This is a genomic window from Halobacillus sp. GSS1 (assembly GCF_017307035.1).
Lineage (GTDB): Bacteria > Bacillota > Bacilli > Bacillales > Halobacillaceae > Halobacillus > Halobacillus litoralis.
This window is the reverse complement of the sequence record NZ_JAFLHE010000004.1, coordinates 122,994-142,319: the sequence shown is the minus strand read 5'-3', so window position 1 is coordinate 142,319 and position 19,326 is coordinate 122,994. Positions and strand designations below refer to the sequence as shown.

Annotated in this window: 17 protein-coding genes; 8 read left to right on the top strand and 9 right to left on the bottom strand. The window is 44.4% G+C overall.

Annotated elements, in window-relative coordinates:
• Positions 1 to 157 precede the first annotated feature (157 nt).
• The 4 genes from J0K78_RS10965 to J0K78_RS10950 all read right to left on the bottom strand — a co-directional run bounded on the left by J0K78_RS10965 (position 158) and on the right by J0K78_RS10950 (position 3,808).
• Positions 158 to 706, bottom strand: a complete 549-nt coding sequence (locus J0K78_RS10965; RefSeq protein WP_242517835.1) for a CBO0543 family protein — start codon at positions 704 to 706, stop codon at positions 158 to 160.
• Between the two features lie 191 nt (positions 707 to 897).
• Complete coding sequence (locus J0K78_RS10960; protein WP_206946934.1) at positions 898 to 2,079, bottom strand: NAD(P)/FAD-dependent oxidoreductase; 1,182 nt, start codon at positions 2,077 to 2,079, stop codon at positions 898 to 900.
• Between the two features lie 17 nt (positions 2,080 to 2,096).
• Positions 2,097 to 2,528 (bottom strand): helical membrane plugin domain-containing protein, encoded by a 432-nt coding sequence (locus J0K78_RS10955; protein WP_206946931.1) that lies wholly within the window; start codon positions 2,526 to 2,528, stop codon positions 2,097 to 2,099.
• A gap of 362 nt (positions 2,529 to 2,890) precedes the next feature.
• On the bottom strand, positions 2,891 to 3,808 hold the full coding sequence (locus J0K78_RS10950; protein ID WP_206946929.1) for an aldo/keto reductase: 918 nt from the start codon (positions 3,806 to 3,808) through the stop codon (positions 2,891 to 2,893).
• A gap of 196 nt (positions 3,809 to 4,004) precedes the next feature.
• Between J0K78_RS10950 and J0K78_RS10945 the strand changes: the two genes are divergently transcribed.
• Positions 4,005 to 5,201 carry a cytochrome P450 family protein gene (locus J0K78_RS10945; RefSeq protein ID WP_206946927.1) on the top strand — a complete coding sequence of 399 codons (1,197 nt, stop codon included), beginning with the start codon at positions 4,005 to 4,007 and terminating at the stop codon, positions 5,199 to 5,201.
• Positions 5,202 to 5,224: 23 nt separating this feature from the next.
• On the opposite strand, the gene J0K78_RS10940 is transcribed toward J0K78_RS10945, so the two are convergent.
• Entirely contained in the window at positions 5,225 to 5,956 is a 732-nt protein-coding gene (locus J0K78_RS10940; RefSeq protein ID WP_206946925.1) for a TspO/MBR family protein, read from the bottom strand.
• A 174-nt stretch (positions 5,957 to 6,130) separates the two neighbouring features.
• Here J0K78_RS10940 and J0K78_RS10935 point away from each other — a divergent pair, with 174 nt between their 5' ends.
• A complete protein-coding gene (locus J0K78_RS10935) occupies positions 6,131 to 7,021 on the top strand; it encodes a fructose bisphosphate aldolase (RefSeq protein WP_206946923.1) in 891 nt (296 codons plus the stop codon).
• A gap of 41 nt (positions 7,022 to 7,062) precedes the next feature.
• On the opposite strand, the gene J0K78_RS10930 is transcribed toward J0K78_RS10935, so the two are convergent.
• The 4 genes from J0K78_RS10930 to J0K78_RS10915 all read right to left on the bottom strand — a co-directional run bounded on the left by J0K78_RS10930 (position 7,063) and on the right by J0K78_RS10915 (position 14,281).
• A complete protein-coding gene (locus J0K78_RS10930; protein ID WP_206946922.1) occupies positions 7,063 to 9,684 on the bottom strand; it encodes a heavy metal translocating P-type ATPase in 2,622 nt (873 codons plus the stop codon).
• 20 nt (positions 9,685 to 9,704) lie between these two features.
• Positions 9,705 to 10,061: an ArsR/SmtB family transcription factor gene (locus tag J0K78_RS10925; protein ID WP_206947252.1), complete on the bottom strand. Its 357-nt coding sequence runs from the start codon at positions 10,059 to 10,061 to the stop codon at positions 9,705 to 9,707.
• Between the two features lie 408 nt (positions 10,062 to 10,469).
• Positions 10,470 to 12,278: a methyl-accepting chemotaxis protein gene (locus J0K78_RS10920; RefSeq protein WP_206946920.1), complete on the bottom strand. Its 1,809-nt coding sequence runs from the start codon at positions 12,276 to 12,278 to the stop codon at positions 10,470 to 10,472.
• A 2-nt stretch (positions 12,279 to 12,280) separates the two neighbouring features.
• The gene (locus J0K78_RS10915; protein ID WP_206946918.1) at positions 12,281 to 14,281 is read right to left on the bottom strand and encodes an efflux RND transporter permease subunit; all 2,001 of its coding nucleotides are present in this window, start codon (positions 14,279 to 14,281) and stop codon (positions 12,281 to 12,283) included.
• Between the two features lie 214 nt (positions 14,282 to 14,495).
• On the opposite strand from J0K78_RS10915, the gene J0K78_RS10910 reads away from it, so the two are divergent.
• The 6 genes from J0K78_RS10910 to J0K78_RS10885 all read left to right on the top strand — a co-directional run bounded on the left by J0K78_RS10910 (position 14,496) and on the right by J0K78_RS10885 (position 19,309).
• Positions 14,496 to 15,062, top strand: coding sequence for a TetR/AcrR family transcriptional regulator (locus tag J0K78_RS10910; RefSeq protein ID WP_206946916.1), 567 nt, complete (start codon positions 14,496 to 14,498; stop codon positions 15,060 to 15,062).
• Between the two features lie 383 nt (positions 15,063 to 15,445).
• A complete protein-coding gene (locus J0K78_RS10905; protein ID WP_206946914.1) occupies positions 15,446 to 16,186 on the top strand; it encodes a metal ABC transporter ATP-binding protein in 741 nt (246 codons plus the stop codon).
• Positions 16,187 to 16,189: 3 nt separating this feature from the next.
• On the top strand, positions 16,190 to 17,047 hold the full coding sequence (locus tag J0K78_RS10900) for a metal ABC transporter permease (RefSeq protein WP_206946912.1): 858 nt from the start codon (positions 16,190 to 16,192) through the stop codon (positions 17,045 to 17,047).
• Positions 17,048 to 17,089: 42 nt separating this feature from the next.
• Complete coding sequence (locus J0K78_RS10895; RefSeq protein WP_370551115.1) at positions 17,090 to 18,031, top strand: metal ABC transporter solute-binding protein, Zn/Mn family; 942 nt, start codon at positions 17,090 to 17,092, stop codon at positions 18,029 to 18,031.
• A gap of 182 nt (positions 18,032 to 18,213) precedes the next feature.
• Entirely contained in the window at positions 18,214 to 18,564 is a 351-nt protein-coding gene (locus tag J0K78_RS10890) for a PadR family transcriptional regulator (RefSeq protein ID WP_206946909.1), read from the top strand.
• Entirely contained in the window at positions 18,542 to 19,309 is a 768-nt protein-coding gene (locus J0K78_RS10885; RefSeq protein WP_206946907.1) for an HAAS domain-containing protein, read from the top strand. The genes J0K78_RS10890 and J0K78_RS10885 overlap by 23 nt, the downstream gene beginning before the upstream one ends.
• Positions 19,310 to 19,326: the final 17 nt, after the last annotated feature.

Below are 19,326 nucleotides of genomic sequence, written 5' to 3'. Positions count from 1 at the left end.
AATGACCTGCCTCTTTATTCAAAAGAGCAGGTCATTTTTTATGGATTTTTTTCTTTCCGATGTAGACCCACATAACTACGTAAGTGGTAAAAAGCAATAGCAAAAACATAGGGGCAGATAGCACATCACGTATAATCACCGTCGCATCACATCCTTTCTATTTTAAACTGTCCAAGGGAAATGGAAAGAATGCATAGAAAAGGACAATGATCGGAACAGATACGAGAAGAGCCCGGACTGGGTTTCTATAATGAAGATATAGGACGCCGAATAGTACGACATTTAAAGGAATATTGAGCCAGTTGTTCCACCCATGATCGTAGACATACATCCCTTTCAGTGAAAACAGCCATTCCAAAACCGTATAAAACGCAACCCAGACCGTAATATAAATAAACTGGCTGCTCCTCGTTTGGGGAAAACGCTGCAAATAGATAATTAAGCCGACAGGGCAGATGAAAAAAGTGAACGCCATATTGATGATGGAATGATTCAGCCACTCCATCGTTATCCCTCGGAATGCCCACAGCGTGTGGTTGTAATAAAGGAAATTATAGGTCATGTTTACAGCAATGAAAAATAGAATCGTCGGATATTGCTTCCCTACCTGCTTCCAGTCAACAAATCGATAAGCAAAAAGGATCCACACCACAATAACTAATAATAAATACATCTCCCACCACTCCAAAGAATCAATTATCCCCATTCTTCACCCACCCCATCCCCTTTATACATGCGCGCTCAATTACCAGAAATACCCACAACAGGATATCCATTTTCTGGATGACCTGGTGTGGGAAATAATGTAATAAAAACAACAAAAAAAGCCTGCTTCGTTTCGCTTGGAAGCGTTGGAAACAGGCGTTTTTCAAGGTGGTTTACCTTAGAGTATATGGTTTAATAGGCAAGTGCGAATAGTCCCTTGATATGGGAAAGGTAGCGCACGTTACTCGCTTCTTTCATGACAGAAGCCGGAAGACCTTTCAATGGTGTCTGGTTGGCACCGATGAAAGCAACCGCATCTTTACGGCCAAGGCTTGCAAGTGTACCTGAATTGACAGGTTCAAACTCTTCAAAGCTCTTGTCTTCAAGGAAGGCATATAGGTTATAACCAACGGTCTCACCCATCTGCCAAGCGATTTGTGCAGTTGGTGGCTGCGGGCGTTCTTCACCTGGTTTGAAATAAACCGCACTGTCACCAACAACAAATACGTCTTTGTGAGATACGGACTGAAGGTAATTGTTCACAGACGCACGTCCACGATTCACTTCAATACCGGATTCACCGACAAGTGGATTTCCTGCAACTCCGCCTGTCCAAACGAACGTGTTCGCTGTCAGCTTACGGCCGTCTTTCAACTCGATAACGTTTCCTTCTACATTCGTGACAGGAAGTTCTGTCAGGAATTCAACGCCGCGCTTTTCAAGACTCTTCGTTGCTCTTTCAATTAAGTGATCAGGAAGCATTGGCAAAATTTTCGGCATCGCTTCTACAAGTGTGAGCTTGATTTCATCAGGGTTAACGCCATATTTTTTAGCCATTGCTGGTGTTTCATCAGCCAATTCACCGACAAGCTCGACACCAGTCAAGCCACCGCCTCCAATGACGATGTGTGCATCAGCTTCGTTATTGGACGCTGCATAATCACGGATACGAGCTTCCACATGTTCACGGATTTTGTTTGCATCTTCCGCAGATTTAAGAACCATGCTGTGTTCCTGCAATCCTGGAATCCCGAAGTAGTTGGTTACACTACCCAGTGCCACGACCAAAGCATCGTAGAACAATTCAGAACCATCTTCCAGTGAAATCTTTTTGTCGTTGACAGAAAAGGACTCGACCGTTGCAACCTTAAGGTTGATGTCTTTTCCTTTCAATAACTTTTCAAGAGGAAGTGCTGCCGCCTGCTCAGAAATGTTTCCTGCTGCTAAACGGTGCAATTCTGTAATGATTTGGTGTGTCGGAGTTTTGTTAATGATTGTGACGTTCGCTTCGGAAGCGTCCATGTATTGGCGTACAGACAACGCAGCAAGAAGCCCGCCGTAACCGCCGCCTAAGATGACGATTTCTTTTGACATGTTGATTCCTCCATTTCCTACTCTTTGTGATTGCGTTCAGCAGATACTTTTAAGTATGCGTTGACGAAACGGAACATTTTCTGAGCCTGAGGGTCTTTCAACATCTTCATCAAGCCGAATAGTCCGATGACTTCTGAGCTGCTTTCCGCATGATCTTTCGCTTCGATTGCGTTCTGCGCTACTTCTTTCACGGTATGTTTGAGAGGCTCAGCCACTTCTGACATGAACTCAGCCGTGTCTTTTTTCAGAACTTCATCCGTCGCAATCGATTGAACGGTGTCGTAGGAGCTTGAAAGAATCTTCACCAATTCGGTAAGCTTCGGAAGCTCTTTCACAAGAACAGTCAAAGATTCCTGTACTTCAGGTTCCAGTAGTTGGTCGAGCAGTTCACGCTCGTCACGAGCAACGTTTGTCTGCCCGTCTTTTTCTGTTGTGAATGAATCTGCCATATCCACTTCTCCTTTTTTGAGCCCGGGGCTCATTTTTTTATAAGTAAATAACTAGTACAAGCAACGAAAGCTCCACCTGTTATAAAACAGTAAGAGTGCCATTTTATAGCTAACGTTACTAGAGTAAAATATAATCTTGTGAAGCACAACACATTCTGACAAAATAAACGGTTACATTAATAATTTTTTTCAAAATCTCTGTTCTTTTTACAGCATTTTCAATCAAAAAGACGGATTTATCACTCTTATTATCATTCGCTAAAGATATTTTCTCATACTGTAATATACCTTTTTTAAATGAGTAAAGGTTCTCCATACAAGAAAGAGGCTAACCGGGACCCGATTAGCCTCCTCCAACAATGTTACGGTAAATCGTTACCGGCAGCGCGGTAAAGCTCGTACCATTCTTCTCTGGACAACACAATATGAGAAGCTTTGGCAATGTCCTGCATTCGCTGGGTATTCATGGTTCCCACGACAGGTTGAATGTTAGCAGGGTGACGCAGAATCCAGGCAATGGCGATGGCAGAATCCGTCACGTCATACTTCCCTGCAAGTTCCTGCAGCTTAGCATTCACTTCCGGAAAAGCGTCATTCCCTACAAAAGGACCTTCAATCATTCCATGCTGGAATGGCGACCAAGCTTGAATGGTTATATCATTCAGGCGGCAGTATTCCAAAACATTGCTGTCCCTGACGATGGCCGGGTCGTTATGCATGTTCACATTGAATCCAGCATCAATCATCGGTGTATGGACGATGCTGAGTTGCAGCTGGTTGACGATCAAGCTGTCGCCCATATATTTCTTCAGCAGTTCCATCTGCATCGGGTTTTGGTTACTGACGCCAAAGTAACGCACCTTCCCACTTTCTTTCAGTGTAGCAAACGCTTCAGCTACTTCTTCCGGCTCCATCAATGCGTCCGGACGGTGGAGTAGAAAACTATCCAGGTAATCTGTATTCAACCGCTTCAGACTTCCGTCTACAGACTCCAAAATGTGTTCTTTAGAAAAATCGAAGAAACCATTGCGAATGCCACACTTCGATTGAAGCATGATGTCCTCACGTGACACATCCGTCTTTTTGAGGGCGTCAGCAAATACGGATTCCGATTCGCCTTTTCCATAGATGTCAGCGTGATCAAATAAGTCGACCCCATTTCCGACCGCATTTGTAATCACTTCCGATGCATCCTTCGTGCTCAGTTCACTCATTCTCATACAGCCGAGCGCAATCTCCCCGACCTGTAAATCACTTTTTCCTAATTGAATTTTCTTCACAATGCTTCCACCTTTCATTCCAAACCTATCTTTATCTTATCACTTTCCCTCAAAACCTTAAGAAATAACGCTTACCAGTAAAAGGAGTACCAGGTCACCCATAATCTGGATGACCTGGTACTCCTTTTATTTCCAATAACACTCATTCCCTTATATACTTTATATAAGATCGATCATTTCAGAGGAGGAACTTTGTATGGGGAACATGGAAACACTGAATCAATCGAACTTCAAAAAAGGCGCCTATTCGTTTTACGAAGAGCTTCGAGAGGGTCAACCGATTTTTCCAATGTACAATGATGGCACGAATCACTCCTGGATGATTACCAAGTACGATCACGTGAAAGAGCTGTTGAAATCACCTAGTTTCATTAAAGACCAAAGCAAGTTATTCTCATCTTCCACCCAAGACACGGGCGAAAATGACTTCAACATCTTCCAAAACATGATGCTCGACGTGGATCCGCCCGACCATACACGCCTGCGTAAACTTGTCCAACCTTACTTCAACCCTAAAACCATTAAACAACTGGAACCAAGAATCCGTGAAATTGCGGATGACCTGTTGAACCAGATGAAACAAAAAGATACCACGGTCGATTTAATTGATGATTATGCTTTTCCGCTGCCCATTATCGTCATCAGTGAGATGCTCGGTGTTCCCGCAGAGGACAGGGATAAATTCAGACAGTGGTCCAACACGATTGTCTCTGCCTCCAACGAAATGGACCCTGACTTCATGGTGGATGTAGAAGCGTTCACTACATATCTGACCGAGCTTTTTGAACAACGTAAAGCAGAGCCTCAGGATGATCTCGTTTCCCACCTCATCCAAACGGAAGAAGACGGGGAGCAACTGACAAGAAATGAACTCTACTCTATGATTGTCCTTTTAATCATCGCCGGTCATGAAACAACCGTCAATTTGATCGGGAACACGATGTTTGCCCTGTTTGAGCATTCTGACCAGCTTGAAAAAGTAAAAGCTGACCCATCTCTCATACCTGGGGCCATTGAAGAAGGGCTTCGGTATTACAGCCCTGTCGATTTCTCAACGGCCAGATGGGCAGATGAGGGCATTGATTTCCACGGCCAGCCCATCCGACGTGGGGATTTCGTTATCGCATCGATCAGTTCGGCTAACCGTGATGAAGAAAAATTTGAACATGCTTCTCACTTTGATGTGACGAGAGAAAGAAATGCGCATGTGGCATTCGGTTTCGGCATCCACTTTTGTCTCGGTGCCCCGCTCGCCCGACTCGAAGGGAAAATTGCGCTGGAAAAATTACTAACCACTTTCCCAGATATTGATCTGAAACGCAGTGGAACCCAGCCTGAATGGCGGTCTGTTTTCCTATTAAGAGGACTAGATTCCCTCCCCGTTTCTTTATAAAAAAAGGCCACTTGATGAGCTCATCAAGTGGTTTTTCTTCTAAATACATATATAAGGGTGAGTACAAAGAGAAGGCCTGCAAGAATAAAAGCGGAGTTCACAACAAGAGGAACGTCATTCCCCTGATTTTTAACCCCGATGCCGATGAACGCCCAGACAAAAACGAGCGGGTACACCCAATCATCCTGGCTCTTCATAAAGAAAACCGCAAGCAGTGTGCCCACAATCATCAACAGGATCGTCCATACAGAGGCCGAAATGCCGAATCCATCCCAGCCGATGTAGGTTAAGTAATAGCTGATATTCGCGATGGTCGCGACACTGATCCAGCCAAGGTAAACCGAGAACGGAAGCCGGTCGAAAAAAGAAGCATCATTTTTCTGTAAGGTTTGATACAAGCGGATCAATGTTAACAGCAACGCAATCATGACCACTACAGAGATTCCGAAAAACTCATAGTGCCACATAAAGATCCAGAGAGCATTTAGCAAGCTGCTTAAGACGAAGAGGCCGCTTGTCTCTTGATAGATAGGCAGGTCGCGTCTACTCTTTGGAAACTGTCGAATTACCCAGATTCCTAGTAAAATGTAAATAAGTCCCCATATACTGAAAACATAACCAGCAGGAGTGAATAAAACGTTCAGACGGTTGGATATTTCACCTGTAGTCTGGCCGTTCAGAGGTAAAGCATTGGCAAGCACGTTCACAGTGACTACAAGAATGAATGCCAGTACGTTCATGATCCATTTCCCCATAAAAACTCCTCCTCTATACTCCGATTGATACATAGTATTCCTTTTCATGCCCTAATAAAACACGTTCCCCCACATCGATGAAAAAACTCTTCTCCCATTTCGGGTTATGCATGTCCCATTTAAGGGAACAGTATAAAGGGAATTTTTTCACACTACGAAAAAGGAGTGGAAAACATGAATAACAAGCAATTTGAAAAAATGAAAAACGGTAATGGATTCATCGCTGCGCTGGACCAGAGCGGCGGCAGTACACCGAAAGCGCTGGCCGCTTATGGCGTCCCTGAAGATTCCTATTCCGGTGAAGATGAGATGTTCGACCTTGTCCACCAGATGCGGACAAGGATCATAACCTCCCCCTCTTTTGATGCGGACCATATTCTTGGTGCCATTCTCTTTGAGCAAACGATGGATCGTGAAATTGAAGGACAGTTCACGGCCGATTACTTGGCGAGCAAAGGCGTCGTTCCTTTCCTTAAAGTCGACAAAGGACTGGCAGAAAAAGAAAACGGTGTCCAACTCATGAAACCGATCGATGACCTGGACGAAACACTCCGTCGTGCCAATGAACGCAACATTTTCGGCACAAAGATGCGTTCTGTCATCCATGAGCCGAATCCTAGCGGAATCAAAGAAGTGGTTCAGCAACAGTTCGACATCGGAAAAAGAATCATCGCTTCCGATCTTGTACCTATCATCGAACCAGAAGTCGATATTCACAGCAGTGACAAGGAAAAATGCGAAGAACTTCTCCGAGATGAGATCTTGAAACACTTGAATGAGTTATCTGAAGAGGAGAACGTAATGCTGAAGCTCACGATCCCTACGCAGCCGAACGCATACAAAGAACTCGTCGATCATCCTAGAGTCGTCCGTGTCGTTGCCCTTTCCGGTGGTTATTCCCGTGAAGAAGCGAACGAGAAGCTCAAGGAAAACGACGGCGTCATCGCAAGTTTCTCCCGCGCGCTTGCCGCAGACTTGAATGCCAACCAGTCTGATGACGAATTCGATGCAGAGCTTAAGAAAGCCGTAGATTCCATCTATGATGCTTCGGTCAATAAAAAATAACCAGCGCAAAAAGGTGCGATCCTAGGATCGCACCTTTTTTATTATTCATTTCTTAATAGTCTCATACTGTTGAGAATGACAAGTAAAGCTGCTCCCGTATCACTTAACACAGCCATCCATAAAGTCAGGATACCTGGGAAGATAAGCATCAGTGCCACGAGCTTCGTAACTAAGGAAAACCACACATTCTGTTTAATAATCTTCAACGCTTTCCTGCTCAAACGAATCGTGTGAGGAAGTTTCTCCAGATTATCAGCCATCAGAACAATATCTGCGGTTTCCATAGCGGTATCCGTTCCCGCTCCGCCCATAGCGATCCCAAGATCAGAGGTAGCTAAAGCCGGGGCATCATTAATTCCATCTCCTACCATGGCTACACTCTTGCCTTCCGCTTGGAGCTTCTTCACAGCTGAAACCTTATCTTCTGGTAAAAGCTCAGCAAAATAACGATCCACACCTGTTTCTCTGGCTATCTTATCAGCGGTTCCTTTATTATCCCCTGTGAGCATCACCATTTCCTGCATCCCCACATGCTTCAGCTTTTGAATCGACTGAACGGTGATGTCACGGATGGTATCAGCCACAGCGATAACGCCTAGAACCTTGGCTGAAGTCCCTACAACCACGATGGTATGACCCTCTTTTTGGAACTCAGCAATTTGATCTTTCCAATCAGTAAGAGGTACATTCATATCTTCAAACAACTTCGGACTTCCAGCATAATATTCTGTGCCATCCAACTCCGCCTTGGCCCCTTTTCCGGCGATGGTTTGATAGTTTTCCCCATTCATCGCCGCGATGTTTCGTTCGGTGGCATATGTCGTAATCGCCTGAGCAATCGGGTGGGTGGAATATTCCTCAATGGTCCGCGTTATACGGATCAGCCCATCTTCACTTACGCCAATAGCCAGCACTTCAGAAACCTTTGGACGTCCTTCTGTCAGCGTCCCGGTCTTATCGAAAGCGATGGCTTTGATGGTTCCGGCCTTTTCCAAAAACGTGCCGCCCTTGATGAGGACACCATTCTTAGCGGCATTTCCGATAGCGGAAACAATCGCGACTGGTGTAGAAATAACAAGAGCACAAGGACAGGCGACCACAAGTAAAGCGAGCCCTTTATACAGCCATTCTCCCCAGGTACCAAAACCGAAGAGAGGCGGAAGGACCATGACCAACAGAGCGAGGGTGAAAACAATCGGCGTATAGACTCTCGCAAAACGGTCGACGAAAGCCTGGGTGGGCGCTCTTTTTTCTTGAGCCTCTTCCACGAGGTGAATAATTTTAGCGATTGTTGTATCCTCTACGAGCTTCGTAACTTCAATTTCCAACGATCCACTTTCATTCACAGTCCCTGCATAAACTAGATCTCCCGCTTCTTTATCTACAGGCAAAGATTCTCCCGTGATCGGTGCTTGGTTGACACTGGATGTGCCGGTCACCACATCACCATCCAAAGGAATTTTCTCTCCTGGTTTAACGATGATCACTTCCCCAACCCCAACCTCTTCTACTGCTTTACGGATGAGTTCGTTGCCTGACTTGACTGTAGCCTCTTTAGGAGTGAGATTGATTAAACTTCTGATCGATTCTCTTGTCCGTTCAATCGACCGGTTTTGGAGTGTATTGCCTAATGCAAACAGCCAGACGACCATGGCCCCCTCAAACCATTCCCCGATTAAAGCAGCACCGATCGCTGCCGATGCCATGAGGACGTTCATATCCAAAGAACCGCTCTTGATGGCATAAAAAGCACTTCTTGCAGGCTTGAACCCGCCAATCAGAATGGCCGCCGCATAAAAAGCCGTTATGAATTCTGCGGGGATGCTTGTAAACGAACCTATAAATCCAAGACCAAGGAACACTCCGGAAAAAGTCGTTGTTGAGAGGCTTTTAGATTTGTCAGCTTTCTGATTATAGCTGTCTTCTTTTCCTTCCAAGAAAGCTTGAAACCCGGCCCTGCCTACTTCTTTAATAATTTCTTTCGGAGAGGTCGTATGCTGAATCTGCATCTTCCCAGTTGAAAATTGGACTTGCACATCCTGGACCGCACGATTTTTGCTCAAATGCTTTTCAATCGTCATGGCACAAGAACCACAATCCATCCCGTCTATTCTATAGGTTTGTTGATTCTGCTGGCGATTCACCCGTTCCGCTTCAAACCCTAATTTACGAATATGCTTCGGTATTTGTTCATATAGGGATTCATTCTCAGCACCTACTGTCATCTTCCCTGTCCCGTACTGAACGTTAACCGTTTGAATCCCGTTGATTTTCTGAAGGCCTTTTTCAATCGTGGTGGCACAAGAAGGACAGTCCATGCCTTTGACATCGAATTTCACTACGTTTGAACCTTCTGATTTTTCAACACCTGCGTCTGTGGTACAGCATGAAACCTCTGGCTGCTCACTTCCACAACAAGAGTGCTGGAGCGCTTCTTTGCTCTTTTTATCACTAGAACAACAAGCGGAATTCGCCTCCTGTTCTTCAGTAGCACTGGAGCAACAGGTCGTTTCCGCCTCCACTTCTTCCTTTGCGGTGGAACTGGAACAACACGTTACTTCCGTCTCTTGTTCTTCTTCAGCACTGCTACAACAAGACATCGCTTCACTTTTTAAAACCTCTTCCGAACTTGAACAGCAGCTCGCTTGTTTCTCCTCACTCATTCCTCTCACCTCTTTTCTCTCTATACTTCTTTCGAGTGTTGAATCGCAATAGAAACCAACTGATGCACATGCTCGTCAGCCAAAGAATAGAAAACAAGCTTCCCTTCTTTACGGTATTTAGCTAATTTCATATTTCGTAGTAATCGGAGGTGATGCGAAGCAGTCGCTGTCGTTGAACCAATAATATTCGCTACATCACACACACAGAGCTCGTTTTCGAGAGTCAAGGCATAGGCAATTTTCAAGCGCGTGGCATCAGACAGGGCTTTGAAAATCAACTCTACACCAAGAACTTCCTCCACCTTCGGCTGGACTCTTTGCACAAGTTCTTCGTCATAACAAAAAGTGTCGCACGTATCTTTGGGCGTTTTCTTCATAACCTTTTCACTCAATATATTCACCTTCATTCAAATAATCGTTTTAATGTTTAATTATAGTGTATGCCTTTTCTTTCAACCTCGTCAATGATAATAATCAAATAATCATTTGAATATAAAAATAACTCGTTTTATCATGAGGCACTGATCAGGATTTTATCCTTTTTCATCAGCGCGATATTTTGTTGCGATTTGCATCTCCCTTTGGCGCGATTCGCACCTCCTTTGGCGCGATTCGCTCTCCCTTTGACGCGACTCGCTCTCCCTTTGGCGCGACTCGCTCTCCCTTTGGCGCGACTCGCTCTCCCTTTGGCGCGACTCGCTCTCCCTTTGGCGCGACCCGCTCTCCCTTTGGCGCGACCAACAAAAAAAGCCTTCCCTCAACTAAAATTGAGAGAAGACTCCTCCTTACCTGAACAAATCCAGCAAGCGATCCCAGAAGCTCTTTTCTTCTTCTTTCTCTGGTGCCTCTTCTTGTTCTTCGTCCTTTTTAATACTTTCCGTTTTAATGACGAACTGCACCGATCCAACCTTTTCATTCTTCTCGGAAACGAAGGAAGCTGGTTCGAAATCGGATTTATCGTATTCTTCGACCATCTGTTCAATCTCTGAATCCATCTGACCAGGTAAATCACTGGTGCTGGACGCTAATTCGGATGTGCCTTCATGAAGTTCCGCAGCTCCACTTTCGAGCTCAGAAGTTCCGTTTGTCAGACTTCCAATGCCGCTGTGGATGTCTGCATAAGAACCTGCCAACTGGTCAACACCACCTGTGTACTCCTTTAGTCCAGCGTGAAATTCTCCATACTTCGATGAAAGTGACTGTAAACCTTCCTGCAATTGTTTGACAGAGTCCCCAATATTCATATTTTCCATACTGGTACCGATTTGATCGGCCATCGTGTTCAGGTTTGTACTCATTTCATTCAATGAACCGGCACTCTGTTCCAAAGCCGGAGTGACGGCCTGATACGCTTCTTTTACATTACCGTACGTTCCTTTTGCGGTTTGAGCGGCCTGGTATGTTTCTACAAGCTTATTAACGACTTCCGGGTCAGCCCCGCTCTCACGTAAAGCCTGGATTTCCTGTTCAGAAATTTGATACCCAGGAATGGCTTCGATGGACTGACTCAACGCCTGATGGGCTTGGCTGTACTGATCCTTCAGATTCGTCAATCCTTTTTCAGCTTCATTCAAACCTGCAGACAGCTGACGTAAGCCCTCTTCCATTTTGGCAAAATCACTTACGTTCACTTCGCCAGATCCAGAAGCGACAGCCTCGTTCATCTGCTGCAGTGCGTTCTTGATGGAAGCGGAACCTTCCACAAGCTCTGCTGAACCATTGCTTACCCCTTGAATGCCGCTGTTAAATTGTTCTGATCCGTCATACAAGTTTGCTGCGCCATCATTCAGTTCAGAGATTCCATTTTTGAGTTCACCAACACCTTTGTTGATTTCAGCGGTGGCATTCGATAATGAGCCCATGTCGTTCTTCATTCCGCCAATATCGGGTGCGTCAATGGACATGGAGGATGGAATCGCTGCAAATTCAATGCTTTCCATCTCCAAATCGGTGACGTCCGCCGTCAGAGTGAAACTTCCTTCTTTTTCAGGCATGACAGTGAATGTCACTTGCCGGTCTTTCCCGGCGTTTGCGACCGTTCCTTCAGGAGCTTGAATGTTTTCATAAATCATGGAATCCAGCTTCATCGTGATTTGCATCAAGTAGTTGTTGAAAAAGCTCTCATCCGCCTTTTCATTTTTCGATGTATCAATACTCACATTGAGCTTGCCGTCTTTTCCGACCAGCTCTTCAGGATTCATGGCTTCTCCATCTAATTGATAGGAAACATCGATATTCCATGGCAGAGGTTTGTCTTCTAAATTGCCTTGATAGTAATACTCTTCTTCTTCAGCTTTCAATTCGACTTTTTCATTCTGCTGCTCAATTTCTGTAACATCCGTCAGATTCTGGACACTTGTGTAAGGCCCGTAATCGACGATTTTTCCAGGCTCTTCAATTGTAAAATTGTTGACGACGTACATTTCTTCTTGATTGCCGGAAGCATCGAGCGTGGTGTACACGACTTCATGCTTTTCCGAGTAGGAGCCTTTCGCTGCAGGCTCTGTTTTTCCGTTGTCTTCTGCCGATACAGGAACAGTCGGCAGGACGAGAAGAAATGCTGTGAACAGCGCTGTCGCACGTTTAAATCTCATCCTCACTTTTCCTCCTTATAAAAATTAGCTCTCCAAGTCGTTCTCTTAATCACACGGTCAAAGATCACTAGCAGGGCCGGAAGCACGAACACAACCATGAGGAAGGCAAGCAGAGCTCCCCGTCCTAACAACAATCCGATGGAAGATACAATCGGATTAGTGGATGTGATCCATAAAATGAATCCGACACTCGACAGGATGGCCGCTGATACGAAAATCGCGAAAATTTTATCATCGATCGTCTTCTTAATTGCCTCCAGAGCAGGCATTTCTTTTCTCAAATGATTATAGTTTTCCGTAAACAAGATCGCATAGTCCACCGTCGCCGCAAGCTGGATGGTACTGATTAAGAGATATCCGACATATACAAGCGACGTATCCATAAAGTACGGGAACGATAAGTTGATCCATACGGAAGCCTGAATCGTCACCAGAAGAACGACAGGGATCGAAATTGACCGGAACGTGAGCAGAAGCACCAGCGCTACTGTCACGACCGTCAAAATATTGACGAGCCGGTTATCGTCCTGGACGATGTTTTTCATATCATACAAAGTGACACTCTCACCGAGCATATGCGTTTCATCATAATATTCCCCGGTCGTTTCCTTGATTTTCTCTATGAGAGAAAATGCTTTTTCCCCTTCGGCATCCGTTTCGGTGTATAGCGTAATCCGTGCATAGTTCTCCGAATAAAACGACTCCGTGACCGACTCCTCCAAATAAGCGGGCGGGATGGCAGGGCTGACCATGTTGACGTAGGAGATGACACTGGAAACAAGCGGAAGGTCCTCCAACTCCCGTACAAGCTCTTCCTCTTTGGCACGATCGCCTTCAGGGACGAGCAGAACCATCGGCATGTTCTTCCCGAACTCCTCCTGAATCGCTCTCGCATCCTGGCCTGCCCGTGTGTTTTCAGGATGTTCGCCTGTTCCATAAATGAATGAAGTTTCACTTTGCGCCAAGAAGGCAGGAACGATGATCAGAATGACAAAGATCAAACTCGGAATACGGAATTTCATGACTCGTCTGCCGATCCCTTTGAAATTCGGAACGAACGGGCGGTGCTGGGTACGGTCAATCCAGTGATAGAACATCAACGTAAGAGCTGGAAGGAAAATCATGACGCTGAGAAAACTCAACAGGATACCTTTCAGCAAGTTGAGACCTAAGTCTGCCCCGATGCCGAAGTCCATGAATGTAAGAGCCGTAAATCCGAAGAAGGTCGTCGACGCACTGGCGATGATCGCCGGGAACGACCGTTTCATCGCCAGGTGCATCGCTTCTTTCGGATCGGACACTTCTTTTCGATAATCCGAAAAGCTATGCAGCAGGAAGATCGCATAATCAAGCGACACCGCGAGCTGTAAAATCGGTGCGACAGACTGCGTAACAAACGACACTTCTCCAATGAAAATATTCGTCCCCAGGTTGATCAGGACAGAAACGCCAATCGCCGTTAAAAAGAAGACCGGTTCCATCCAAGATGTCGTAGACAAAATCAGAATGAGGATAATGATCGGAACAAGTAGTGCAGCCGCGTACATCGACTCACTGCCCGCCATCTTCTGGGAGACCGCCGTGTTGACCGCTTCCCCTGCCACAGCATTTTCTTCGCCAATCAAATCGTAAATGGCATCGGTCGCTTCCACTTCGAACCCTTCTTCAATGGTCACAGAAAAAAGGGCCGAATCACCCTGGTAATACGTTTCCACGGTATCCGGGTCTGCCATTTCGAGCGGTACTTTCATATCGATGACATCATCGAGCCAAATCACATTGGTGACTCCTTCAATCGAGTCGAGTTCTTCTTTATAACTTAGTGCCTCGGTAACGGAGATGTCCCGGACCAGGACCCGGGTATTCTCTACCGGCTCATCAAACTCTTCCTCCATCAACTCCATAGCTTCCATAGATGGAGAATTCTTCGGCAGATAATCGACCATGTTGTAATTGACCGATACCCCGAACTGCGCCACCGTACTGAGAATGGTTAAAATCATAAAAATAATGACAATGCTTTTCTTATGTTTAATTATTCTTGATGCCCAGCCAATAAGGCCTCACCTCTCTTGCAAATGACATTCATACATTCTATCATTTTATTAACACCGTGTTGGATATTCAACAAACAGTTTTTTAACTAACGTCAGTTTCCCAACATAACTCTATTTTGTGTTGGATTGTCACAGAAATGTAACAAAAGGGGCTATAACCATGAGCGAAAAACTAGACCGCAGAAAAAAATACACAAGGAGAGTGCTGAAGGAGAGCTTGATCAGCCTGCTTGCGGAAAAGCCGATTTCGGATATCACTGTGAAAGAATTATGCGCGCTTGCTGATATCAACCGATCGACCTTCTACACCCATTACTCAGACCATTACGACCTGCTCAGCAAAATCGAAGAGGAAATCACAGAAGACATGAACCGCTACCTGCACAGCTATAACTACGAACATGAAGAAGAATCTATTCAGATGACTGAAAAGATATTGGAATACATCATTGAAAACAAGCTGATGTTCCGTACCTTGCTAAATAAAGAAGCAGCTCCGACTTTTGAAAAACGGATGATGGATCTGACGCGGGGATTCATGAGGAACAATTGGATGGACGAGCATGTGACGAAGAAACATGAATCGGAGTACTTAAGCTCCTTTGTCATCAGTGGAGCCATTCATGTCATCAAAGATTGGATTGAAAAAGATATGGATCAATCACCGCGCGAGATGGCAGTCATGATCAATCATTTTATTAATTATGGTTTTTCTTATCTTGAATAATTATCCTTACTCGAAATTAGCAGAGCATTCCGTATCATAACTCAAGCATTTCCATGATGGGGTGAAAGATGATCCAATATATTCCTTCCCCTCCCTCTCATCCCCCTCTCAACAATATAAAATCAAATTCGATTTTTAATAACGGTTGACTTTTATTGGCTAGACCTATATATTTTGCACTAAGGAAACTTTTTGAGCGATCTTCAATTTTTGTCAACTTTCTGTGCTGCCACCCATATAGTAAAAGGACTATTTTTTTACCCAAAAAGTTGCACTAAGGAAAATTAAATGAACAAAACAAATTTTTGTGATAATACGACAAATCCATGAGTATATCTAAACCTTATAATCATGGGGATATTCATGATAAAGGAGGAAAAAAGATGGCGAATGCTGCTCTATCCATCAAAAATCTGCACGTTTCGTACTATGGGAATGAAGCAATTAAAGAAGTCAGCTTAACTGTGAACCAAGGAAATCTCGTCGGCATTATTGGTCCAAATGGTGCTGGGAAATCCACTTTTTTAAAAGCCATGTTGAATTTGATTCCAAGAGATAAAGGGGAAATTAGAATTCTTGGAAAAACAGTGAAAGAAGTGAGGAAAAAAATCGCTTATGTCCCTCAGCGGAATGATATCGATTGGGATTTCCCGATCACCGTCCTTGATGCGGTCCTGATCGGCACTTATCCCAATCTGAAATTATTCAAGCGCCCGAAAAAGAAAGACAAAGAATGGGCGATGGAATGTCTCGGTAGGGTCGGTATGGAAGACTTCAGTAAAAGGCAGATCGGAGAACTATCCGGTGGTCAACAGCAACGTGTCTTTTTAGCCAGGGCACTTGCACAGAAAGCTGAGTTGTTCTTCCTTGATGAGCCGTTTGTCGGTGTGGATGCATCGAGTGAAGAGACAATTGTACGCATTTTGAAAGAATTGTGCTCCCAGGGAAAGACGGTCATCGTCGTGCATCACGACTTGAGCAAAGCCAACGATTATTTCAATCAACTCATTCTATTAAACAAAGAATTGATTGGATTCGGCTCCGTGCAGGAAGTCTTCCAAACAGAAATCATTGAAAAAGCCTACCAGGGACAGTTTGCTTTTATGAAAGAGATAGGAGTGTAAGCGATGGCTTTTATTGAAGCAATTATGCAATATGGATTTTTACAAAAAGCGTTATTGACATCGGTTATGGTCGGAATCATTTGTGGAGTGGTCGGTTGTTTCATCATTCTCAGAGGAATGGCCCTCATGGGAGACGCCATCTCTCATGCCGTCCTGCCCGGAGTCGCGATTTCTTATATGTTCGGAATCAATTTCTTCTTCGGCGCTGTTTTCAGTGGCGTCATTACGGCGGTTGCCATCGGATTCGTCACTCAGAACAGCAGGATCAAACACGACACATCGATCGGCATCATGTTCACCGCAGCCTTTGCAGCAGGGATTATCATCATTACAATGCTTAAAAGCAGCACGGATCTCTATCATATTCTTTTCGGAAATGTCCTTGCAGTCAGAGCCTCTGATATGTGGATTACGCTCGGAATCGGTGTCGTCATTTTAGCCGCTGTGTACCTTTTTTATAAAGAACTCCTGGTCACCTCGTTCGATGAAACGATGGGAGCGGCTTACGGTTTACCCGTACGACTGATTCACTATTTCCTGATGACTCTGCTAACGATGGGAACCGTAGCATCTTTACAAACGGTAGGAATCGTTCTCGTTGTTGCGATGCTGATCACACCTGCAGCGGCTGCCTACCTTTTGACGGACCGTTTATGGGTGATGATTTTCCTTGCTTCTGGAATCGGAGTCCTTTCCTCTGTCATAGGGCTTTACTTCAGTTTCACCTATAACCTGGCTTCAGGAGCGACCATCGTCATAGCAGCAACGGCCATTTTTGTGCTGGTCTTCCTGTTCTCCCCCAAACACGGGTGGTTATGGAGAATGTTGAAAGTAAGAAAGAAGAAAGCATCTCTTGTTTAATATAAAAATTTTCATAGATAAAAAAGAGGAGGAATTTTCATGATGAAGAAAAAGTTATTATTGTTAGCAGCCACTCTTTTCACCCTGCTTCTGCTGGCAGCATGCGGTGGAGAGGAAGCGAACGGAAACACGGAACAGGAGGACGGGAAAGTCCAAGTCGTAACTACGTACTCCATTGTCTATGACATTGTAAAAAATATCGGCGGAGATCACGTCGACATTCACAGTTTAGCGCCTATTGGTTCCAATCCCCATGAGTATGATCCGTTACCAGAAGACGTGAAGAAAGCCACGGATGCAGATGCTGTGTTTTACAATGGCCTCAATCTTGAAGCAGGAAATGCCTGGTTCAACAAACTGATGGAAACCGCAGGTAAAGACGGTGAAGATGCGCCCGTATTCCTTATGAGTGATGGAGTGGAAGCCATGTACTTAACCTCAGAAGGAAATGAAGGGGAAGAGGACCCTCACGCTTGGCTGGATATCCGGAATGGAATCAAGTATGCCGAAAATGCAAGAGATGGACTCATCAAAGTCGACCCTGAGAACAAAGATATCTATGAAAAGAATGCCGAAGAATACATTGCTGAACTTCAAGCGTTACACGACAAAGCCGTCGAGCAGTTCAATGACATTCCAAAAGAAGAGCGCGTACTTGTGACAAGTGAAGGAGCGTTCAAATACTTCAGTGATGCCTATGGGTTCCAGGCGGAATACATTTGGGAAATCAACCAGGAAAATCAAGGGACACCGAATCAAATTACAAGAATCGTAGATATCATCAATGACAAACAAATCACAGGGTTGTTTTTAGAAACAAGTATCGACCCGCGCAGTATGGAAGCTGTCTCGAATGAAACCGATATTCCGATTATGGGTGATGTTTTCACCGACTCTTTAGCTGAACCAGGCGAAGAAGGTGATACGTATATATCCATGATGGAGTCAAACATAAATACAATTAAAGAAGGATTAAGCAAGTAACTCGAAAGCTGCCAACACCTGGTTTATGTTGGCAGCTTTTTTTCATGTTTTCTACAGATTATTTTTTAAAAATATATGGAATCTATTGGAATATGGTGGTATAGTTTAACTACCTTGTATTGCAAGCTATTTTTAAACCCCACTATCTTGTTATGCAATATAGTTATGAAAGTGGTGAAACTTTGTCTTCCAGTCAAATATTAAAAGGCATTCTAGAAGGTTGTCTCCTCTCCATCATCGCTAAAGGAGAAACTTATGGATACGAAATGATTGAAAAACTCGACCATTATGGATTTACCATGGTCAAAGAAGGCAGTATCTATCCCCTCCTCTTGCGAATGAAAAAACAAGGGCTTGTCGAGACAAGTCAAAAACAACTCCCTTCCGGTGGTCCGAAGCGGAAGTATTACACGATTACAGAACACGGAAGAAGAGAACTGGAAACATTTAAAGGTAACTGGAACGCTATTTCCACCAGTGTTACAAAATTAATGAAGGAGGAATCCCATAGTGAATGTATCAAAGAAGAGTGAAAAGTTTTTGGAAAGTTTACACCTCTACCTGATTTCCAGTGGAAAAAAAGAAACAGAAACCCGTGAAATAGTCGAGGAACTACGTGACCATTTAACAGAGGCTGAAAAGGAAGGAAAGAATGTAGACGACATTATTGGTCTCTCACCAAAAGAATATATGGAACAAGTATCCAGAGAGATGCCTTTTGATTTCCGTATGCTGTTCAGTGCCTTTACCATCTTTGTTTTCGGCACACTCTCCTATCTTTTATTAGGGGATATCATCAGTGGGGGTGCACAACTATCGATGATCCAAATGATCGGCTATCCTATCCTGATGGTTGTGTACCTTCTTTCTCTTGCCACTCTCCTGCGTTATACCTCTTTACATCAATTTGATAAAAAGAAAGAGTATATACTGATCAGTGTTTTTGGGTTTCTAAAAATTTCTCTTTTCATCGCCGTCCTCTCTCTTGATCAAGCTATCAATTCTCCGGTTATTGTTCTTTCACCGCTCGGCAACATAATCGCTGCCTTATTAACAATCGCTTTCTTTATCGGAGCTTCCCTTTGGGCAAGGACATGGATTATGATTATCACTGTTCTTATCATGATCATCCCAGAGATTCTTGTCCAAAGTCTTTCGTTGAGCGAAGAAGCGAGCCTCATAACGAAGAGTGTTTTGATATTCGGGGGACTATTTCTTTACTTTTGGCTACTTAATCGTAAAGAAAAGTCAAAAGAAACGTACGCCACTTCCTTTTGACTTTATAATAATAAAAA